This is a genomic window from Sphingomonas faeni (assembly GCF_040407495.1).
Lineage (GTDB): Bacteria > Pseudomonadota > Alphaproteobacteria > Sphingomonadales > Sphingomonadaceae > Sphingomonas > Sphingomonas faeni_D.
In genome coordinates, this window is sequence record NZ_JAPZPP010000001.1 from 41,089 (window position 1) to 59,994 (window position 18,906).

17 protein-coding genes, 1 tRNA gene and 1 riboswitch are annotated in these 18,906 nt (G+C 65.6%); of the genes, 9 read left to right on the forward strand and 9 right to left on the reverse strand.

What is annotated here, in order from left to right:
• The first annotated feature begins 64 nt into the window (after nt 1–64).
• Complete coding sequence (locus O6W96_RS00225; RefSeq protein ID WP_353467718.1) at nt 65–2,113, forward strand: HAD-IIB family hydrolase; 2,049 nt, start codon at nt 65–67, stop codon at nt 2,111–2,113.
• Nucleotides 2,110–2,976 carry a glycosyltransferase family 2 protein gene (locus O6W96_RS00230; protein ID WP_353467719.1) on the forward strand — a complete coding sequence of 289 codons (867 nt, stop codon included), beginning with the start codon at nt 2,110–2,112 and terminating at the stop codon, nt 2,974–2,976. Before O6W96_RS00225 ends, O6W96_RS00230 begins: the two co-directional genes overlap by 4 nt.
• A 97-nt stretch (nt 2,977–3,073) precedes the next feature.
• Here the strand turns inward: O6W96_RS00230 and O6W96_RS00235 are convergent, their stop codons facing one another.
• Both O6W96_RS00235 and O6W96_RS00240 read right to left on the reverse strand, forming a co-directional pair.
• Nucleotides 3,074–4,174, reverse strand: a complete 1,101-nt coding sequence (locus O6W96_RS00235; protein WP_353467720.1) for a glycosyltransferase — start codon at nt 4,172–4,174, stop codon at nt 3,074–3,076.
• 5 nt (nt 4,175–4,179) lie between these two features.
• Nucleotides 4,180–4,995, reverse strand: a complete 816-nt coding sequence (locus tag O6W96_RS00240) for a hypothetical protein (RefSeq protein ID WP_353467721.1) — start codon at nt 4,993–4,995, stop codon at nt 4,180–4,182.
• 257 nt (nt 4,996–5,252) lie between these two features.
• On the opposite strand from O6W96_RS00240, the gene O6W96_RS00245 reads away from it, so the two are divergent.
• The 3 genes from O6W96_RS00245 to O6W96_RS00255 all read left to right on the forward strand — a co-directional run bounded on the left by O6W96_RS00245 (nt 5,253) and on the right by O6W96_RS00255 (nt 7,497).
• A complete protein-coding gene (locus O6W96_RS00245; protein WP_353468491.1) occupies nt 5,253–6,092 on the forward strand; it encodes an amidohydrolase family protein in 840 nt (279 codons plus the stop codon).
• 140 nt (nt 6,093–6,232) lie between these two features.
• A complete protein-coding gene (locus O6W96_RS19680) occupies nt 6,233–6,877 on the forward strand; it encodes a cell wall hydrolase (protein ID WP_435372158.1) in 645 nt (214 codons plus the stop codon).
• A gap of 50 nt (nt 6,878–6,927) precedes the next feature.
• On the forward strand, nt 6,928–7,497 hold the full coding sequence (locus tag O6W96_RS00255) for a septal ring lytic transglycosylase RlpA family protein (protein WP_353467722.1): 570 nt from the start codon (nt 6,928–6,930) through the stop codon (nt 7,495–7,497).
• Between the two features lie 15 nt (nt 7,498–7,512).
• Here the strand turns inward: O6W96_RS00255 and O6W96_RS00260 are convergent, their stop codons facing one another.
• Nucleotides 7,513–8,766, reverse strand: a complete 1,254-nt coding sequence (locus tag O6W96_RS00260; RefSeq protein ID WP_353467723.1) for a DUF2254 domain-containing protein — start codon at nt 8,764–8,766, stop codon at nt 7,513–7,515.
• 128 nt (nt 8,767–8,894) lie between these two features.
• Here O6W96_RS00260 and O6W96_RS00265 point away from each other — a divergent pair, with 128 nt between their 5' ends.
• On the forward strand, nt 8,895–10,238 hold the full coding sequence (locus tag O6W96_RS00265; protein WP_353467724.1) for a chloride channel protein: 1,344 nt from the start codon (nt 8,895–8,897) through the stop codon (nt 10,236–10,238).
• A gap of 50 nt (nt 10,239–10,288) precedes the next feature.
• Here the strand turns inward: O6W96_RS00265 and O6W96_RS00270 are convergent, their stop codons facing one another.
• The 6 genes from O6W96_RS00270 to moaA form a co-directional block, all read right to left on the reverse strand.
• Nucleotides 10,289–11,998, reverse strand: a complete 1,710-nt coding sequence (locus tag O6W96_RS00270) for a L,D-transpeptidase family protein (RefSeq protein ID WP_353467725.1) — start codon at nt 11,996–11,998, stop codon at nt 10,289–10,291.
• Nucleotides 11,995–12,327, reverse strand: a complete 333-nt coding sequence (locus O6W96_RS00275; RefSeq protein ID WP_353467726.1) for a GFA family protein — start codon at nt 12,325–12,327, stop codon at nt 11,995–11,997. Before O6W96_RS00275 ends, O6W96_RS00270 begins: the two co-directional genes overlap by 4 nt.
• Nucleotides 12,328–12,482: 155 nt before the next feature.
• Nucleotides 12,483–13,115, reverse strand: coding sequence for a DJ-1/PfpI family protein (locus tag O6W96_RS00280; protein WP_353467727.1), 633 nt, complete (start codon nt 13,113–13,115; stop codon nt 12,483–12,485).
• 14 nt (nt 13,116–13,129) lie between these two features.
• A riboswitch (ZMP/ZTP riboswitch) is annotated at nt 13,130–13,211 on the reverse strand.
• Nucleotides 13,212–13,629: 418 nt separating this feature from the next.
• Nucleotides 13,630–13,704 (reverse strand) — tRNA-Asn (locus O6W96_RS00285).
• 88 nt (nt 13,705–13,792) lie between these two features.
• Nucleotides 13,793–14,572 carry an NAD kinase gene (locus tag O6W96_RS00290; RefSeq protein ID WP_353467728.1) on the reverse strand — a complete coding sequence of 260 codons (780 nt, stop codon included), beginning with the start codon at nt 14,570–14,572 and terminating at the stop codon, nt 13,793–13,795.
• Nucleotides 14,569–15,582, reverse strand: a complete 1,014-nt coding sequence (gene moaA / locus O6W96_RS00295; protein WP_353467729.1) for a GTP 3',8-cyclase MoaA — start codon at nt 15,580–15,582, stop codon at nt 14,569–14,571. The genes O6W96_RS00290 and moaA overlap by 4 nt, the downstream gene beginning before the upstream one ends.
• A gap of 124 nt (nt 15,583–15,706) precedes the next feature.
• On the opposite strand from moaA, the gene O6W96_RS00300 reads away from it, so the two are divergent.
• Genes O6W96_RS00300 through O6W96_RS00310 form a run of 3 tightly spaced genes read left to right on the forward strand, consistent with a single transcriptional unit; the run spans nt 15,707 to nt 18,866 of the window.
• A complete protein-coding gene (locus O6W96_RS00300; RefSeq protein ID WP_353467730.1) occupies nt 15,707–17,380 on the forward strand; it encodes a putative bifunctional diguanylate cyclase/phosphodiesterase in 1,674 nt (557 codons plus the stop codon).
• Nucleotides 17,380–17,835, forward strand: coding sequence for a YybH family protein (locus tag O6W96_RS00305; protein WP_353467731.1), 456 nt, complete (start codon nt 17,380–17,382; stop codon nt 17,833–17,835). Before O6W96_RS00300 ends, O6W96_RS00305 begins: the two co-directional genes overlap by 1 nt.
• Before the next feature lie 44 nt (nt 17,836–17,879).
• The gene (locus tag O6W96_RS00310; protein WP_353467732.1) at nt 17,880–18,866 is read left to right on the forward strand and encodes a DUF2891 domain-containing protein; all 987 of its coding nucleotides are present in this window, start codon (nt 17,880–17,882) and stop codon (nt 18,864–18,866) included.
• Nucleotides 18,867–18,906: the final 40 nt, after the last annotated feature.

The window sequence follows — 18,906 nt, forward strand, 5'->3', positions numbered from 1 at the left end:
GATGAACGGGGGAAGGGTGTTCGTTTTACATATCGCGTTGCAGGGATGTCTACGCGCAACCGACGTGGAATACGGAATTACCGCCGATACCGGGGGCCATATCCGGTACCTGCTCGATCTCGTCTCTGCTAGTGGCCGCAATCCCGCGATCGATCGCATGGAAATCATTACCCGCGCGTTTCACCACGCGGCCTATGCCGAATGCTATGCCGAGCCGATCGAGACGATCGACGGCACCACGCGGATCGTCCGCCTGCTGACCGCGTCCGACGCGTATCTGGTAAAGGAAGACCTGTGGACCGAGCATGATAGCTTGGTCGAGGCTATGGTGTCGCACATCGCTACGCTGGATCGCGTTCCCGACGTCATGCACGCGCATTATGCGGACGCAGGGCTCGTAGCGGCCCGCGTATCCGCGCGCACCGGCATTCCGTATGTGTTCACGGCCCACTCGCTAGGCCGCGTAAAGCGCGCCGCGTTCGATCGCGACTGTGTCGAGACCGCAGGCCTCGATCGCCGTATCGCGATCGAAGAGGAAGCCATTGCCGGTGCGGCGGCGATCATCGCATCATCGCGCGACGAGGCGGAGGTTCAGTATGCGGATTACGACGCCTATGATCCCGGCCGGATCCGCGTGTTCGCACCGGGCAGCGATCTGAAGCAGTTCGCGAACTGCACGACCGATCCGCGTGTCGATGCACTGATAAATCGGTTCCTCGATGATCCGGCCAAGCCGGTGATTCTTGCGATCGCCCGCCCGGTTACCAAGAAGAACCTCGCAGCGCTGGTCCATGCCTATGGCCGATCGCCGGCGTTGCAGGCGTCCGCCAATCTCGTGATCCTGGCTGGTACGCGAGACGACAGCGCAACGCTGGAGCCGGAGATCCGCGACAACATCGCCGAACTGCTGCAGCTCATCGATCGCTACGACCTGTATGGCAAGGTGGCGTATCCGAAGCAGCACCGCCCCGACGATATCGCGGCGGTCTATGCGCATGCGCGAACCCGGCGCGGCGTATTCGTCAATCCTGCGCTCAACGAACCGTTCGGCCTGACCCTGCTTGAAGCGGCGGCAAGCGGTCTGCCCGTGGTTGCGACCGACAGCGGCGGTCCGAACGATATCGTCGAAACGTGTGGCAACGGCATTCTCGTCGATCCGCGTTCGCCGGATGCAATTACCGATGCCCTCTTGAAGATCCTCGACGATCCGGCGTTGTGGTCACGCTATTCCGCCGCCGGATCGGTTGCGATCCGTGCCTATGACTGGGACCGGCACGTCCAGCTTTATACCGGGTTGCTCGCGGAGGTCGTGAACGACGCTGCGCCTGCGGTCACGGATCGGAAGCCGGACTTGTTGCTCGTATCGGATATCGACGGAACGCTGCTCGGCTGTGCCAAAGGCGTCGACGATTTCACCGCATGGCACGAGGCGCAGTCGGACGTCGCCTTCGCGATCGCTACCGGGCGCAGTTTCCACAGCGCGATGGCGGTGCTGGGCCAGCACGACGCACCTCGGCCGGAGATCCTGATCACGTCGGTTGGTTCGGAGATTTACTACCGAACCGTGCGTGGTGCGGTGTATGACCGCGACACCGAATGGGAAGGGATCATCGCCGCGGGCTGGGACCGGGACGCGGTCGCTGCGCTGATCGGGCGTCACGCAGGGCTTACGCCGCAAAGTCCACTGGAACAGCGTCGCTTCAAACTGAGCTACTTTGCCGACGGCGACATGGCGGCAGCCGAGCGTGTCCGCGCGCTGCTCGCCGAACATGGCCATAGCTGTTCGATCATTCAGAGCCATGGCCGCTATCTTGACATTCTGCCGCACGCCGCATCGAAGGGAACGGCGGTCGAGCATGTCCGCCGCCGTCTGGGCCTCGAACCGCGTCAGGTTATCGTTGCCGGCGACAGCGGCAACGATATCGAGATGCTGCGATCGTCGCGGCATGCGATCATCGTCGGCAATTATTCGGACGGCCTGGGATCGCGGGCGGACCTCGCCCACGGCTATGTCGCGGTCGGCCATCACGCGCGCGGCGTGATCGAAGGCGTGGCGTTCTTCCGCGATGCCGCCGCCGGGATCAGCGTCGAGGGGCGCAGGAAAGCATCGTGAGCCCCTCTACGGTCAGCGTCCTCACGCTGGTACGCGGTCGTTGCACCCATCTGGTGAATTTGATCACCGGCCTCAATGAATCGACGCGGAAGCCTGACGAACTGGTGATCGGTTACATGCAGGACGCGCCGCATGCCGATCTGCCGCCGACCGACTTTCCGGTACGCGCGGTGTTCGTGGAGGGCGACGCGATGCCGCTGGCGGCGGCGCGCAATTGCGCAGCGGAGGCCGCCCGTGGGGATCAACTGATCTTCCTGGACGTCGATTGCGTTCCCGCGCCGACGTTGGTCGAACGCTATGCGGCCACGGCAATCGAGCCGGGTGGTATTCGGTTGGGCGAGGTGCTGTATCTTCCGGCCGGCGCGCTGGATGCCGGGCTGGACTGGGACATGCTCGATCGGGTCGGCGTGCGTCATCCCGCTAAGCCGCCGATCGCGTTCGATGAAATACGGCCTACGCCGAGCCACGGTGAACTCTGGGGCCTGTCGTTCGCGATCTCCGCGGCGGACTGGGCGCGGGCAGGGGGGATGGACGAGCGCTATGTCGGCTATGGCGGCGAGGAAACCGACTTCGCCGCACGACTGGAGCGGGCCGGTGTGCCGATGTGGTGGGTCGGCGGTGCACGCGCGTATCACCAGCATCATGTCGTCCACACGCCTGCCTATCAGCATTTCGACGCGATCATCCGGAACGCGCGGTTGTTCCGGAGCACGTGGGGGCGGTGGTGCATGGACTATTGGCTCGGGCATTTCGCCGACCGCGAGCTGATCGCGTGGGATACCGAAACGATTACCGTGTTGCGGCAGCCGACTGCAGAAGAAGTGACCGCGTCGAGAATGCCGCCGGAGACGTTGTTCAGCTGAGATACTGCGCGGGTATCTGCAAATCAGACGAAGTGTGATGACGCACAACGTCTCGTTCCTCCCCCACCATAGGACGGGTCGACCTAGCGCTTACCCGTTAAGCAGGCGCCCAAAGCGAAACCGCCAAGCCCTCCAGATAGTCCGCGGCGACCTTGGCCGCATCCGCATCGTACAGGTCGGTAAGTGCGACCGGATCGAGGGCCTTCGCTGCGTCAAGGATACCGCGCCATGGTGCCAGCGCCCCCGGCCATGACGGCAACGCGACCGCCGCCCCCAGTTCCGCCAGTCGCTCCGCCTTGCGGGTCTGTTCACCGAAATACCGCCACTCGGGCGCGCAGACATAAGGCCGGCCGACCCGCGCGATCTCGTGCACGGTGTTGTCGCCCGCCGACGCGATGACGACGTCCGCCGCGGCGATGTGATCGGTGACGCCGGGGACCCAGCCGAGTTCGACGAGGTTGCCGAAGTCGGTCTCATGCCCCTCGCGATGGACCGGCCCGAGCACCAGCCACAGTGCGTCCGGCACCGCGCGCGCCGCCATCGTCAGCGGCGCGTAGGGCGTGCCAGCGCCGCCGCCGCCGGTCAGCACGACGATGATCTCCTTGGTCGGGTCGAGGCCCAGTTTCGCGCGTGCCTCGGCCTTGGTCGGGACGGCATCGACGGTGGTGCAAAGGCCGCCTGCGTAACAGGTATTGGCGCGTACCCAAACCGGCGTATCCGCTTGTTCTAGCGCCTCACCGAACGGTGCGAGCAGGCCGACGCTCGCCTGGTATGCGCCCAAATGACCCGGATCGAGCCGATCGCCGTGCATCCGGATGCTGATCGCAGGCACGCTCGCGATCCGGGCGAGCAGCGCGATCTCGGCGGAGACGTCGACCACGAACAGCGCCGGATCCACGTCGTCGAGGTGATCGACGATCGTCCGCATCGTCGCCCGCGTCTTCGCGACGCCGAGCGGGACGCAGTGCATCACCTCGGGCGTCGCCTGCGCGAACAGGCCCGGCGTGGGCACCGGTGCGCCGATCATGTCGGGCAGCGCGGCGATCGTGATCGGGCGCTCGAACCCGTCGAACAGCGAGGGCTTGGCGGTCAGGATCGTCACCGCGCGGTCGGTGGGCAATTCGCGGATGATCGCCATCGCCCGGTTGGCGTGGCCGCGACCCTGGTGATGGATGAAGAACGTGATCGGCTTGGTCATGCCGATCACTGTACCGATACGGTCTCGGATGGCGATTGATATCGATCAGCATAGTCGGCGTTCAGTCCGAATGCCGCCTCGGTCTCGGGATCGAGCCAGGCCGTGATGTGATCGGCATCGGCGCGCGCAAGTTCGGGATACGGGGTCGGTACATACGGGGCATGGCCTTGCCCCTTGTAACTGGTGATCGGCACGAACGGGTCGCGGCAGGCGATGCGCGTCGTCGCGCTCAACGCCGCGACGAACGCACCGGGATCGCGCACGAACGCGTCGTAGCCGAGCAGTGCGACGTTGTGCGCACGGTTGGTGAGCGACGCCCAGTGGCGAAGTTTGGCGGTCCGCTTGGCGATGCAATTGGCGAAGCGCTCGCCGGTTTCCGGATCGCGCTCGTGCAGCATCTCGTCGCCGTGTATCGGGTGTCCCGGCTCGATATGGCCGAAATGATCGTCCCAATAGCTGTGCCAGTGGCTGCGAATGAACGCATCGAACGGTTGCGCCTTCAGGTCGGGATGCGCGTGCCAGGGCTGGCGGTGCAGGCTGCGCGCCCAGTCGAACGCATCGCGCGCGACGACCAGCACCAGCGTATCCTTCACGAACAACGTCTGCGGCGGCACGAACCAATGCTTGAACCCGAATGCCTCGGTGATTTCCGCGCCAGGCATGTTTGCCTCGATTGCACGCGTGACGAGGTTGGTGCCGCTACATCGCTGGCCATAGATCTGGACGCGCGTGATCGGCACGTCGCCGCGTTTCAGGATACGCAGTCCCGGCAAAGGCTGTTGCCAGTTCAAGGACTTGGGGGGTGTGGTCGCGATCGCCATGATGCCGTTCCGCTAGCGCTGTCGGGCAATGCGTTCAATACCGACCCACCGCGGTATCCAGCAGGCGATACGCGCCGCCGTCGATACGGCTAGAAACCTACGACCGGTTTGGATGCCATCCACCCCTCCGGCCGACCACGATGAAGACTTTACCGGCAGTCGCGGGATCGTGCGGTGCCGCATGATTGCGACAGGAGTGTCCTGCCAATACACGGCTTGGCGATGACACATTCGTTCTTCCCGACAGATCGGCAGTGATGCGGATCGACGCGCACCAGCATTTCTGGACCTATTCGCCGGCCGCCCATCCGTGGATCGAACCCGGCAGCCTCCTGGCGCGCGATCACGCGGCGGCCGACCTGATCCCGTTGCTCGATCGTGCCGGTATCGGCGGCTGCATCGCGGTCCAGGCACAGCAGACCGAAGCCGAGACTGAGGCATTGCTCCTGCTGGCCGCGGAGACTCCGCGTATCCTCGCCGTGGTCGGCTGGACCGATCTCGCAGCGGACGACATCGCGGATCGGCTCGATACATGGCGGCAGGTTCCGGCGCTGGTAGGGTTCCGGCATATGGTGCAGGACGAACCTGCGGACGATTTCCTGCTGACCCCCGCGTTCGTGCGCGGCGTGCGTGCGGCGCTGGCACGCGGGTTCAGCTACGACATCCTCGTCAAGTCCCGGCAGGCGGGGCATGTCCGGCGGTTCGTCGATCTGGTCGGCGTCGATCTGGTCCGTGACGGACAACTGATCCTGGACCACGGCGCAAAGCCGGCGATTGCGGACGGCGGTTGGCAACCCTGGGCCGACTCGATCGTCGACATGGCGCGGACGCCCGCGTTGATGTGCAAGCTATCGGGACTGGTGACGGAAGCCGATCACGCGACCTGGACCGAGGACGGGATCGCCCCATATCTCGATCACCTGTTCGCGTGCTTCGGTCCCGAACGGCTGATCTTCGGTTCCGACTGGCCGGTCTGTCGGCTCGCCGCCGAGTATCAGGCGGTGTTCGACCTGATCGACCACTTCGTCGCGCGCACCTGTCCCGAAGCGCGCGACCGGATTTTCGGCGACAATGCGGCGGTCGCCTACGCGCTGTGACACGACGCGCGGGTCGGAGCGTGGCCCCCGCGCTTGCCGATCGCAGTCTCGCGTTCGGCATGGCGTTCGCACCATTTCCCTGACGTCGGATGGTGGTTATGAATGTGGCGATGGCTCAGCGACGCGCTCGATCTCCTACGGTGCGCCGTCGTCCCTACGCATCGTCGCGTCGGCCATCGTCCGAACATTGGCTGCTGCTGCTCGGTGCCGCGGTTGTGTTCGCGGTGATCTGCGGTTCGCTCACCGACCTGCCCTGGCCGACCGCGAGCACCGATTTGCGGCGTCCGCACCGGCTCACCATGACGCAGGCCCGCACCTCCAACGCGCTGGTGCCGATCGTTGCGACCAGCCGGTCGGTCGCCGAGCGATACCAGTTCCGGGGCGGACCCGCCGCGCGCGAACAGGCCACCGGATGCCTCGCGACGGTGGCGCTGTACGAGGCCGGCAGCGACCGCGACGGACAGCGCGCGGTGATCCAGGTGGTTCTCAACCGGGTCCGCGCGCCGGGGTTTCCCAAGACCGTCTGCGGGGTCGTCTATCAGGGATCGAACCGGACCACCGGGTGCCAGTTCTCGTTCACCTGCGACGGATCGCAGACCCGTCGGCCCGAACGCAACGGCTGGGAGCAGGCGCGCCGTGCCGCACGCCGCGCGCTGGCCGGGTATGTCTATGCGCCGGTCGGCCGGGCGACGCACTATCACACCGACTGGCTGGTGCCCTATTGGCGGTCGTCGCTGGTCAAGGTGGCGATCGTGCACTCGCATATCTTCTACCAGCGGCGATGACGCGTTCGCCGGAACTTATTGCTGCGCCGGCCCGACGGACAAGGATACCCATGTCGACCCTGATACGAACCGCGATCAGCACCGCGTGCCTCGGCCTGCTTGCCCTGACCGGGTGTGCGGGCGGATCCTATCGCCCGGTCAGCGACGTTCCGGTCAAGCTGGGCCGCCCCTATCGGGTCAAAGGCGCCCTCTATGTGCCCGCCGTCGATCCCGCCTACGACGTACTGGGTTACGCAAGCTGGTACGGATCGGAATCCGGCAAGCGTACCGCGAGCGGCGAGCGGTTCCGTGCCGACTGGGCGACCGCGGCGCATACCACGCTACCGCTGCCGACCTATGTCGAGGTCACTGCGCTCGATACCGGACGGCGGATCATCGTGCGGATCAACGATCGCGGCCCGTTCGCGGGCGGCGCACGCATCATCGATCTGTCGCGTGGTGCGGCCGAGCAACTGGGGGTTCGCGGTGGCGGCCCGGCGGCGGTCCGGGTTCGCCGCGTCGAGCCGACCGCGGACGACCGGGCTCGCCTCCGCAAGGGTAAGCAGGCGCGGGAGCTTCCGCCGATCTCCGAGCATGATCGGCTGAGCTTCAAATCACAGCTGGCCGCCGCCGGTTTCTGATGTCCGATCTCCGAGTCAGTCCGTTCGATCGCCCCAATGTTTGCGATGCGCAGCTTCGAACGCGGCAAGATCGTCTGGGTCGTCCATCATCCGGCGGGCGCGCGCCAGGCAATGATCGGCGAGTGCGCGGACGTCGTGTCGTGCCGCGGGTAACGCCGCGTGGAGCGCAGCGAGCGTGACGGTCAGCCGGATCGTGACTTCCGCTTCCTGGCCTCCCTCGCGCAGGATCGGGCGGAAGGCATCGGTCAGCATCTCCTCGATGGTTGGGCGCGGCAGATAGACGGGTGGCAGATCGTCGATCTCCACCATGTTGGGCCGGTCGACGGGCAGGTTGAGCAGCACCCGCAGCAACGCGTTGAGCACTTCGATTGCGGTACCGGGATCGTTAGTCGCAGGCGCCAAGGCCCGGCTTGCAATCTCGGACAGCGCGATCAGTCCGAGCCGCGGGTCTTGGTCGAACGAGCGATGCCGCTCGATCGTGAATGCGCCCAGCATGAGCGACCGCAGCGCGTCGTCCACTGCGCCTTCGATCCGCAGCAGGTCGCGGTGCGGGTGGACCATCGCGCCCGGTAGCACGACGACATGGATGACGATCCCTCGCTGCGTCGCGATCGCGCCCAGTGCGGCGACATCGACATGCGTGACATAACCGGTCGTCTCGCTGCGGATCGACCGCGCTTCGGCCGGCACCGCGATTGCAGGGCGCCCGCCGAGATACGGCTGCGCGGCGAAGTCGGTCATCGCTTCGGCCGCCGCATTCTCGACCCGGTCGATAACGTCGGACATCCGGCCGAACGCCGTTATGTGCGCGATCCAGCGCAACAGTGTGACCACCACCCAGATGACGATCAACACGGTCGCGCCGAACAGGATGATCCGCCCTTCGTTGCCATAGGCGTGCGTCTGAAGGCCGATGATCCCGACGATCGAGAAGACGAACGCGCCGAGGAACGTCGACAACGCGTTCTGCGAGGTGGGGTCGTTGATCAGCAACTGCGTCGCGCGCGGGGTCGCCAGTTGCGTCGCCGACGAATAGGCGCTGACCATCGCCGTCAGTGAAAAGGTCGTCACCGCCAGCATGCTCGACGCCATGATCTGCAGGATCGTGCCAACCGCGTCCTGACCCAAATCGGCACCGAACGCGTACGGCAGATAGGGGACGATCGCACCCGACAGGATCGCCAGCACGACGCTCAACAGGCTGATGACCGCGGCACGAAACCAGATCTTGCGGACGATCCGGCGCAGGACCCACGACCATCTCTTCATGCGCATTCCTCGATCGATCGACGGACGTGTCGATGGGAAACGGTCGCTTGGACAAATTGCTCCGAGCCGCAGGCACGACACGCGGCGTGGGGTGACGAAATGGGGCGCGTGATCTAGGTCACCGTCCCATGTCTGGGTTTTTCGATCGATTGATTCCGGCGCGACGCTGGACCCCGTCGCGGTATCGCGCGCTGTTACGGGCGCGCGGCCCTCGCTCGGTCCAGTTCAGGACGCGCGCCGCGATCCTGGTCGGGGCGATCCTGATCGGTGTCGTCGCGACTGTGTTTGCCGAGGCGGCGGACTGGGCGGCGTCGGTCTTCGCCGGCTATGCGACGCACTGGCACTGGTTGCCGCTGCTGACGACGCCGCTGATCTTCATGGCGCTGGTCTGGCTGACCCGCCGCTATGCGCCGTTGGCGCGTGGCTCGGGCATCCCCCAGGTGATCGCCGCGCAAGCCGACCCCAACGAGGCGACCCGCACGCTGATTTCGCCGCGTACCGTCGCCGCAAAGGCGGTGCTGACGATCGGTGCGGTGCTGGGCGGCGCATCGGTCGGGCGCGAAGGACCGACTGTCCAGCTTGCCGCGGCGGTGATGGGCGCGACGCACCGCCTCGTCCGCGTGCCGTTGCGGGGTGGCGTGTTGATCGCCGGTGGCGCGGCGGGGGTCGCCGCGGCGTTCAACACGCCGCTTGCCGGATTGCTGTTCGCGATCGAGGAACTGGCGTCGGCCTATGAACAGCGCGTGACGTTGCTCGTGCTCGCGGCGATCGTCATTGCCGGGATGGTCGCGCAGTCGGTGCAGGGCGACTATATCTATTTCGGCGCGATCGGAGCGCACATGCCGCTGCTGTCCGCCTTGTTGGTCGCACCGGTCGCCGGGATCGCCGGCGGCATGGCGGGCGGCCTGTTCTCACGGACGCTGCTGGCAATGGCGCTCGGGCGTAACCGCGTGACGGCATGGACTCGCGCAAACCCAGTAAAATTCGCCGGGGCGTGCGGCGCTATCGTCGCGCTGCTCGGCGTGTTCACCGGGCTTACCTGGGGCACCGGCTATTCCGCCGCCCGCGCAATGATCGTTGGAACCGATGCGCCGCTCTGGTTCGGGCCAGCAAAGTTCGTCGCGACCGCGGCGACCGCGATTGCGGGATTGCCGGGCGGCATCTTCGCCCCCTCGCTTGCGGTCGGCGCCGGGGTCGGCAATCTGCTCCGCGAGATTTTCCCCAGCGAACCCGCGAGCGCGATCGTGATCCTCGGCATGGTCGCTTATTTCGCCGGCGTCGTTCGCGCGCCGCTGACCGCGGTCATCATCCTGTCCGAAACCACCGCCAGCCGCGGTCTCATGCTGCCGATGTTCGCAACCGCCTTCATCGCTGACGCCGCCAGCCAATGGGTATGCCGCGAGAAACTCTATCATGGCCTTTCCAAGGGCTTCGCTATGCCAACCCAGCCACTGCCCGCGGTAGGAAAATGATGGTCATAGCCTGACGAGGGTAGCGTAATACGATGCCATTTCGCGTCGTATCAGGGGCCGATATCGATCGCCTGGGCCTCCGCCCGCTTCGCCGACGCCTTGGCAAACCCGAGCTGTTCCGCGATCGGATCGTTCCAGCCATAAGGGTCGGTGCGGAACGCCACCCGCCCGCCATCGTCGACATAGACATTATGGTACAGCAGCCGGACCGGGATACGGCGTGGCAGCGGTACGAAGGTCATCTCGCCCGACGCCTGCGCGGTCTGCCACGCTTCGGTGACGCCCTGGTCCTCGGCGAGCATCTGCGCGAACCCCAGCGCGTCCTCGACGCGCACGCAGCCGTGGCTCAGATGACGCTGGCTGCGCTCGAACAGCCCCGGTGCGGACGTGTCGTGGAGATAGATCGCCTGGTCGTTCGCCATGTCGAACTTGACCAGACCCAGCGCGTTGCTCGGCCCCGGTTGCTGGACGATCCAGCCATCGCGCAGCACCATGTTGTGCGCAGCGAGATAGTCCTCGCCGACATTGGCCATCTCGCCGTTCTGGATCGACTTGGGCACCGTCCACGTCGGATTGGCGACGAGGCGATAGATCGGCGACGACAGCGCCGGCGTTTCGCGGCCGGGCTCGCCGACGATCACCTTGCGCTGGTCGACCACCGCGCCGTCCCGGTAATAGCGGAGTTGCGCGGCAGCGGTGTTGACGTCGATCCGTGTCGCCGGCGGCGTCCGTGTGAGCCAACGGCGCCGCTCTAGCCCGACGGCGAGCGCCCGGGCGCGGTCGCCGGCGCCGAGGTTGAGCACCTTCAACGTCTCGGGTCCGACGATCCCATCGGCGGCGATGCCGTAATCGGTCTGGAGCCCCTTCAAGGCGTCAGCCATCGCCTGTGTGTAGAGCATCGGGGCGGCTGTCGATGGCGCGTGCGAAAGCGCTATCGGCGAGGCAGGGGCCAGCGGATCGGCGGCCACCGACCCTGGGTCCGTCACGGTCGGCAGATATCCGCTTTCCACCAGCTGCTCGACAATCGTCGCTACCCGTGCGTCGCGATTGCCGACGCGGATTACGCCGGACGGGATTGCCTGAACCGGGGTTGCAACGGTCGCCTTCGCGCTGAACGCGAGATACGCTTCGGACAGCGCCTTGTACTCCGCATCCTGCGGCGCCAGTCCATCGAACCACGCTGCGAGATCGCCTTTCGCCAGCGCCCGCGTCAGACCGGCGGCAAGGTCTGATTTGGGACGCGGCAGTGTATACACCTCGTGCAGCGACGCCGGATCGACCCGACCCTGCGAAAGTGCACCGGCGTACTCGAGCGCGGCTTTCGTCCGCGCTACATCATCGTTTCCGACCGGATCCGCGAGGAACGCGATCCGGTCCAGGCCGTGGCGCGCGCGATCCGCCAGCACGCGGTCGAAGGCCTCGCTATTGCGCGCCGACCAGACCGCACGCCACCCCGCCTTGGCGTAGACGGCACGGCTGGCGGGATCGGTAACTGCCTGCTTGGCAATCGCGATCGACCGTTTCGAGGGCGCATCCGCAGGTAGGGTGGCAGCGTCCTGAGCAAAGGCGAACCCCGCCGGGGCCAGGGTGATGAGCGGCACCGCGGCCAGAATGAGCCGCATCCGCAATGTCTTGACTATCATCCGCACCCAACGCGCAGGCCGCCCGAACGCCTCACCGACGCGGTACGATTGCTCCTCGCCGATGTGCGAGAACGACGGGTGACAGGTGAAAAGACTGTCCGTCGCCAAACCGATCACGCTGCGTTATCGAACTTCCTGACCTCCACAGCGCTTTCGTCGAAATCGTCGAGCAGGCGCGCATTGATGCCGATCTTGCCAAAATCCTCGTCAAGCGTCTGCCAATGCGTGCCGCAGCCGCACACCGGGCAATGGTGGATACCGATCATGCGATCGCCCCAGACATAGGCGACGGTTTCGCCAGATATGCGAACATCGGCAGGCGGGTAGTAGGCGGTGCGCCAGGCAGTTCGCCGACAGAGCGAGCAATTACAGTCCGCCACCCAAGCAGGCAGGCTTGGCAGTTCGATCCGCACATTGCCGCAGTGACAGCTTCCTTCGACAGGCATGACGACGTGTATACGCCAAACCAAACCTCCGCAAAGGGCGGTTTCTACCGAGGCCGACCGTCTCGATCGGGACCGGATTTTGGGAGTATGGCAGTTCCGAAATCATCGACCCGGTTACCGTTATTCGACTGTACGAAGCTACCGGGCCGCTCGACCTATCCCCGCAGAACTTCCATTACGATCCTCTGGCGATCGGCCGATGCGTTGTGCGGATTGCCAGTGCCGAATGGTGGCTTTGGATCATATTCCATGGCTAATTCAACCGCACCGCCCACCTCAGCGCCAGCGATGTGACCGCATAGCGCAAGACCAAGATCGATCCCCGCCGTGACGCCCGCGGAGGTCCAGTATTTCTCGGCCTTGGTCACCCTGTCGCCTGTATATTCCGCTCCGAAATGGACAAGATAATCTTTTGCTCTCCAATGAGTGGTCGCCTTCCGGCCACGAAGCAGACCGGACGCGCCGAGGATCAATGACCCCGTGCAAACTGATGCGGTGATGATCGTCGTCTGGTCGATACGCACAATGCTTGAACGCAACGCTTCGCTGCCCATGCACTGTCGTAGGCCAACGGTACTGCCGCCTGGGATAAGAAGCATATCGACCGATTCTACGTTTCCTATCGCGGCTGACGGTGTCAGCGATAGGAAGTCATCGCCGGTCCGACACGGACCGCCGGTCTCGCTGACGAATATGATATCGGTATCTGGCAGGCGAGCGAGGGGGTCATAAACCCCGATAGGATCAAGCGCCGTGACGCCATCGAATAAGAATACAGCTATTCTCATACCGCTTCCTTCTGTGGAGCGGCCCAGGCGAGCGGCCTGATGGATGCCGCGCTCCCCGGTGGTTACCCACCTGTGTCGCCAGTCACGCCGCATCGGAAGTCTGACCGCCTGTCCACGAATTGCAAGCCGCTGCTGACACTCAGTCGATCGCAGGATCGATCCCGGCACGAAGCAGCAGTTGCGCGGCGTTGCGCATTTCCCGAGCATACTCGGGCACACGTCCGGATAGCGGCCGAACGTCAGCCGCTTCTCCGTGTCGCGAAATCGATGCTTCATCCGCCATGATCGCGCGCTTCGGCGATCTTCTATGGCTTGCGGCTTTCCGTACATTCCGACACTTGGCGTCGGTCAGCATACGGTGCTCCTAGCGCCGAAAACTAGTGCCCCCAAAGGGGGCCCCACTCGGGACTAGGCGCTACCAAACGGTCTCGAACCGTACCGAACTTCAACTGTGAGGATTTCCGCGGGCTTGCAAGCCTCCGCGAACTTCTCAGCACCCCCGCGAACGAGGAAATGGCTCCCTGAGTAGGATTCGAACCTACGGCCACTCGATTAACAGTCGAGAGCTCTACCGCTGAGCTATCAGGGAACGTTGCCGGAGGCGGCTCTATAAACGGCCAGTCGGACGATGCAAGCGGGTTTCGCCGCAAAAATGCAAAGTCCGCGATAAACGGGGGTCAGGAGACGAACTGCTCCATCGTGATGCGGTCGTCGAGCGCGTGCTCCGGGTCGAACAGCAACGTCAGTTCGCGCGCGCGGTCCATGCAGATGTCGACCCGGGCGACGTCTCGTATCTCGCGTTGATCGGCGACGGCGGAGACGGGGCGCTTGGCCGGATCGAGCACGCGGATGCCGATGCGCGCTTTGTCCGGCAGGATCGCACCGCGCCAGCGCCGAGGGCGAAACGGGCTGATCGGCGTCAGCGCGATCATCCCAGAGCCGAGCGGCAGGATCGGGCCGTGCGCCGAGAGATTGTACGCGGTCGAGCCCGCAGGCGTGGCAACGAGGATACCGTCGCAGGCAAGTTCGGGCAGGACGATGCGATCGTTCACCGTCACTTCGAGATTCGCGGTTTGCCGGGTCTCACGCAGAAACGACACTTCGTTGATCGCGGGCAGCGTGTGCGTGCGCCCGTCGACGCCAAGCGCCGTCATGCTGAGCGGGATGACCTTGAACGGTTTCGCGCGCTCCAGCCGGTCGCCGAGGCCGTGATGGCGCCATTCGTTCATCAGGAAGCCGACGGTGCCAAGGTTCATGCCGAAAACGGGCACGGGCGGCTTACGGCGTTCGAGCATGGCGTGGAGCGTTTGGAGCATGAACCCATCGCCGCCGAGTGCGATAATGACGTCGGCATCCTCGACGGGTACCCAGTCGCCCAGGTCGGCGAGTTCAGCCTCGGCGGCACGAGCGGGCGGGGTATTGGACGCGACCAGCGCCCGCCGCTCGTATCTGTTCATCCGCCGGTGACGCTCATGTGCCGTGCAACTGCGGGACCCTCGCCAGCGCCGATGCGGAAGTCGTGCGCCTTCGGCTTGGCGAACAGGCCGGCGTCGATCGCTGCATCAAGCCCGGCGGTTCCGCCTTCGCGCAACGCGGCCTTGAGATCGACCTGGTCGTCATGACCGAGGCACATGTAGAGCTTGCCTTCGGTGGTCAGGCGCACCCGGTTGCAGCCATCGCAGAAGTTTGCCGTTAGCGGCGAGATCAGGCCGAGCCTGGTCGTCGTGCCGTCGACATTCCAGTAGCGCGCAGGACCGCCGGTCTTGTGCGCATCGCGGGCGAGGGTGAACTGCTGGCCGAGATCTTCGAACACCTTGGTCAACGGCAGGAAGCGATCGGTACGGTCCTCGTCGATCGCGCCGAGCGGCATCGTCTCGATCAGCGACAGGTCGAAGCCTTCGTCACGGCACCAAGCGAGCATCGGCGCAATCTCGTCCTCGTTGAAGCCCTTCAGCGCGACCATGTTGATCTTGATCGCGAGCCCAGCATCCCGCGCGGCATGGATGCCGCCGATTACCTGCGAAACATCGCCGTGGCGGGTGATGTAGCGGAAGCGCTCCGGGTCGCGGCTGTCCATGCTGACATTGACGCGACGGATGCCGGCATCGACCATCGCCTCGGCATGCTGTGCGAGGCGCGTGCCGTTTGTGGTCATCGTCAGCTCTTCCAAGCCCGAACCGATGTTGTGGCCGAGACGCTGGACCAGTTCGGCGACGTCGCGGCGCACCAGCGGTTCGCCACCCGAAAGGCGAATCTTCGTCACGCCGCGAGCGATGAAGCGTTCGGCGATGATCGCGATCTCTTCGAGGCTTAAGAGCTTGGCGCGCGGCAGGAACGTCATCTGCTCGGCCATGCAATAGCGGCAGCGCAGATCGCACCGGTCGGTCACCGAAATGCGCAGATACTTGATCGTGCGACCATGCGTGTCGCGCAACGGCTTCTGCATCGGGGTTGGCGCGAGCGTCATCGCTCCAGAGCTAGGACCTGGCTGTCCCGGTAACAAGGCCGGATCGGCTGGTAATAGATTGGCGCGCGTCGATACGGCGGCTAGGCTCGCACCGATGGAGCGGGGTGCGACGGATATGGAAGACATGCAGACCGCAACGACGCTGTTCGCGGTATCGTTCCGTCAACGTGGTGAAATTGCAGCGATCTTGGCCGGCGCCGGCGCTGGTGCCGACTGGCATGCGGCGGTGTCGAGCGATGCCGTCGCGATCGAAAGCCGCTTCCTCGCGAGCGGTGCCGCGGTCGCCGTGATCGATGCGCGCGGGGCGCTTGACGAAGGGCTTGCCGCGACGCTGGCGCTGGGCGGACTGGTCGCGACCAATGGCGCTGCGCTGCTGGTGCTGGTGTCGCGCGGCGACGTCGAGGCGATCGGCGAGTTCTTCGATGCCGGCGCGACACAGTTCCTCGCAAGCCCCGCCAGCGACAGCGAACTCGTTCAGGCGTTGCGGTTCGCTGGACGTCATGCAGTGCGCGCGGCGGGCAGCGCGACTGACCGGCGCAAGATTCCCGGTGCCTCGCTCTACGACCGCGAAACTGGCGATGTTCGCCGCTGGATCATCGAGCGGATCGCTGGTGATTGCCCAGTCGCTGTGGTGCTGGTGTCGCTGTCGCGGCTCGACATCGTCAACGCGGCGCACGGCCGTCCAGCGGTCGACGCACTCATCGAGGCGGCGGTACGAAGAACCGAGATGATCGCGCACGCGTCGATCGGCGTCGATTCGATGGTAGCCAGACTTGGCGGGTCGGAATTCGCGCTGGTGCTCGAGGCGTCCGGCGCGGCGGTGACGGCGGCGATCACCGCGCTCGATGCCGCCCTCGCGCGGCCGTTCCGGGTGGCGGATACGCGCGCGGTCCTGGGCTGCCGGTTCGGCGTGGCGCAGCGCCAGCCGGAAGACGACGCCGCAGCGCTGCTGCGCCGGGCCAGCGAGGCGCTGGCGGAGGCGAAGGCGAGCGACGGGTCGGTGCTGCACGTGGCGTTGCCGGACGGCGTCGCGCCGATCGATGCGCTGGCGATCGACCTGCATCATGCGATCGAACGCGACGAGATCGATCTGCGCTGGCAGCCCCAGGTCGAGATTGCGGGTGGTCGGATCGCCGGGGTCGAAGCGCTGGCCCGCTGGAACCACCGTACCCTCGGACCGCTGGGAGCCGATACGCTGTTCGACGCCGCCGACCGTGCGGACCTGGGCATCGCGCTGTCGGATCATATCCAGCGGCTGGTGCTGGCGCGCGCGGTGGCGTGGCCGGACGCGCTCGGCGCGCTGCGCGTGTCGCTGAACCTGACTGCGGCGGATATCACCAGGCCGGGTTTTGCTGCGCTGTTCCTGGCGCGGGTCGACGAGAGCGGGTTTCCGCGCGGCCGCCTGACCGTCGAGATCACTGAGACCGGACTGATCGAGGATTTGGCGGCGGCATCGGCCTTGCTCGCGGAATTGCGCGGGGCAGGTTGTCGCGTGGCGATCGACGATTTTGGGACAGGCTATTCGAGCCTCGCCTATCTCAAGTCGCTGCCGCTCGATTACGTCAAGATCGACAAGTCGCTGGTGCGCGACATCGACGGCTCGGCACGCGACCGGGTGGTCGTGGCCGGTGCCATCACGATGGCGCGGTCGCTCGGCTTGGCGGTGATCGCCGAGGGCGTGGAAACACCGTCGCAGCTGGAACTGCTCGCGGCGGGCGGCTGCGGCCTGTATCAGGGCTTTCTGTTCTCGGAGCCGGTCACCGAAGCGGCGCTACTCGATTTGATGGGGAAAGAATGATGCGGGCTATCATGGTGCCGATCGCGATGATCGCCGCGACAACCGTCGGCCTGCCTCTGGCCGCAACGCCCGCTTCCGCGGCACCGGCGCAGGTTTCGGCCGAAACCGCGATCCGACAGGCGATGGAGACGAGCGCGGCCGGCTGGAATGCGGGCGATCTCGTCCGGTTCATGGCAGTCTATGCCGACGATGCCGTGTTCGTGACGCCGAAAGGGCTGTTGCGCGGAAGGGACGCGATCGCCGCCAAATACCGGCCGAGTTTCCGTGGCACGGGCAATGCTCGCGGTACGTTGTCGTTCGCGTTCCTGGAGATGCGCGGGATCGATCCGCGGCACGCGCTGCTGTTCGCGCGCTGGACGTTGACCGGGCCGTCGACCGTGGAAAGTGGGATGACGACGTTGGTGTTCGAGCGACGCGGGACGGTATGGCAGATCGTCGCCGACCACAGCAGTTGACGGACACGGCGCTATCACGAGGACGCTATCACGAGGACGATGCGATGACGGACAGGCTAGACGGCACGACCGCTGCGCGATTCGCCGGGCTGACGCTGGGGCATCTCACCCGCGAATGGCCGTACAAGCTCGATCAGGTGCTCGATGGGCCAAGCGACCTTGCGCTGCCGAAGACGTTGCATCCCGTATTCCATGGAAGTTTCGACTGGCATAGCTGCGTGCATGGCTGGTGGCAGGTGATGCGGCTCGCGCGACTGTATCCGGACATGCCAGAGGTCGCGGCGGTTGAAGCGCTGGCGGACCGGATGCTCGTTCCCGCGCTCATAGCCGGCGAGGTGGCCTATCTCGGTCGGCCAGGTACCGGCGGGTTCGAGCGGCCTTATGGCTGGGGTTGGCTGCTCGCGCTCCATAACGAACTGGCACGACGACCCGACCGGCCCTGGGCGGCGGCGGTCGAGCCGTTGGCGCGTGCGTTCGCAGCCCGGTTTGCGGCGTATCTGCCGAAACTGATCTACCCGGTGCGGAGCGGGAAGCATGACTGCACGGCATTCGCGCTTGTTCACGCGCTACGCTGGGCGCGGACGCATGAAGCGCCGCTAGCGACGCTGATCGAGGCGCGCGCGCGGGACTGGTATGGCGATGATCGCGATTACCGGCCGTTTGAGCCGAGCGGGGAGGATTTCCTGTCGGCGACGTTGTGCGAGGCGGCGTTGATGAAGGACGTGCTCGGGGCCGAGTTCGCGCCGTGGCTGGCGGCGTTCCTGCCCGATCCGTTCGGTGCCGCGACGGCATGCCTGCGCTCTCCCGCGATCGTCAGCGACCGGTCGGACGGCCGGCTCGCGCATCTCGACGGCGTGAACCTGTCGCGCGCGTGGTGCTGGCGGACGATCGCCGACGCGCTGCCCGATCCTGCCGCCGCGCGCGCGATCGCCGACGCGCACTTGGCCGACGCGCTGCCGCATCTCGCGGACGATTACATGGGCGAGCATTGGCTGGCGACGTTCGCGCTGCTCGCGCTCGAGGCTGAATGATCTGAAGAGAAGGGGCTGGCGTAGCGGACCACGCTGCCTA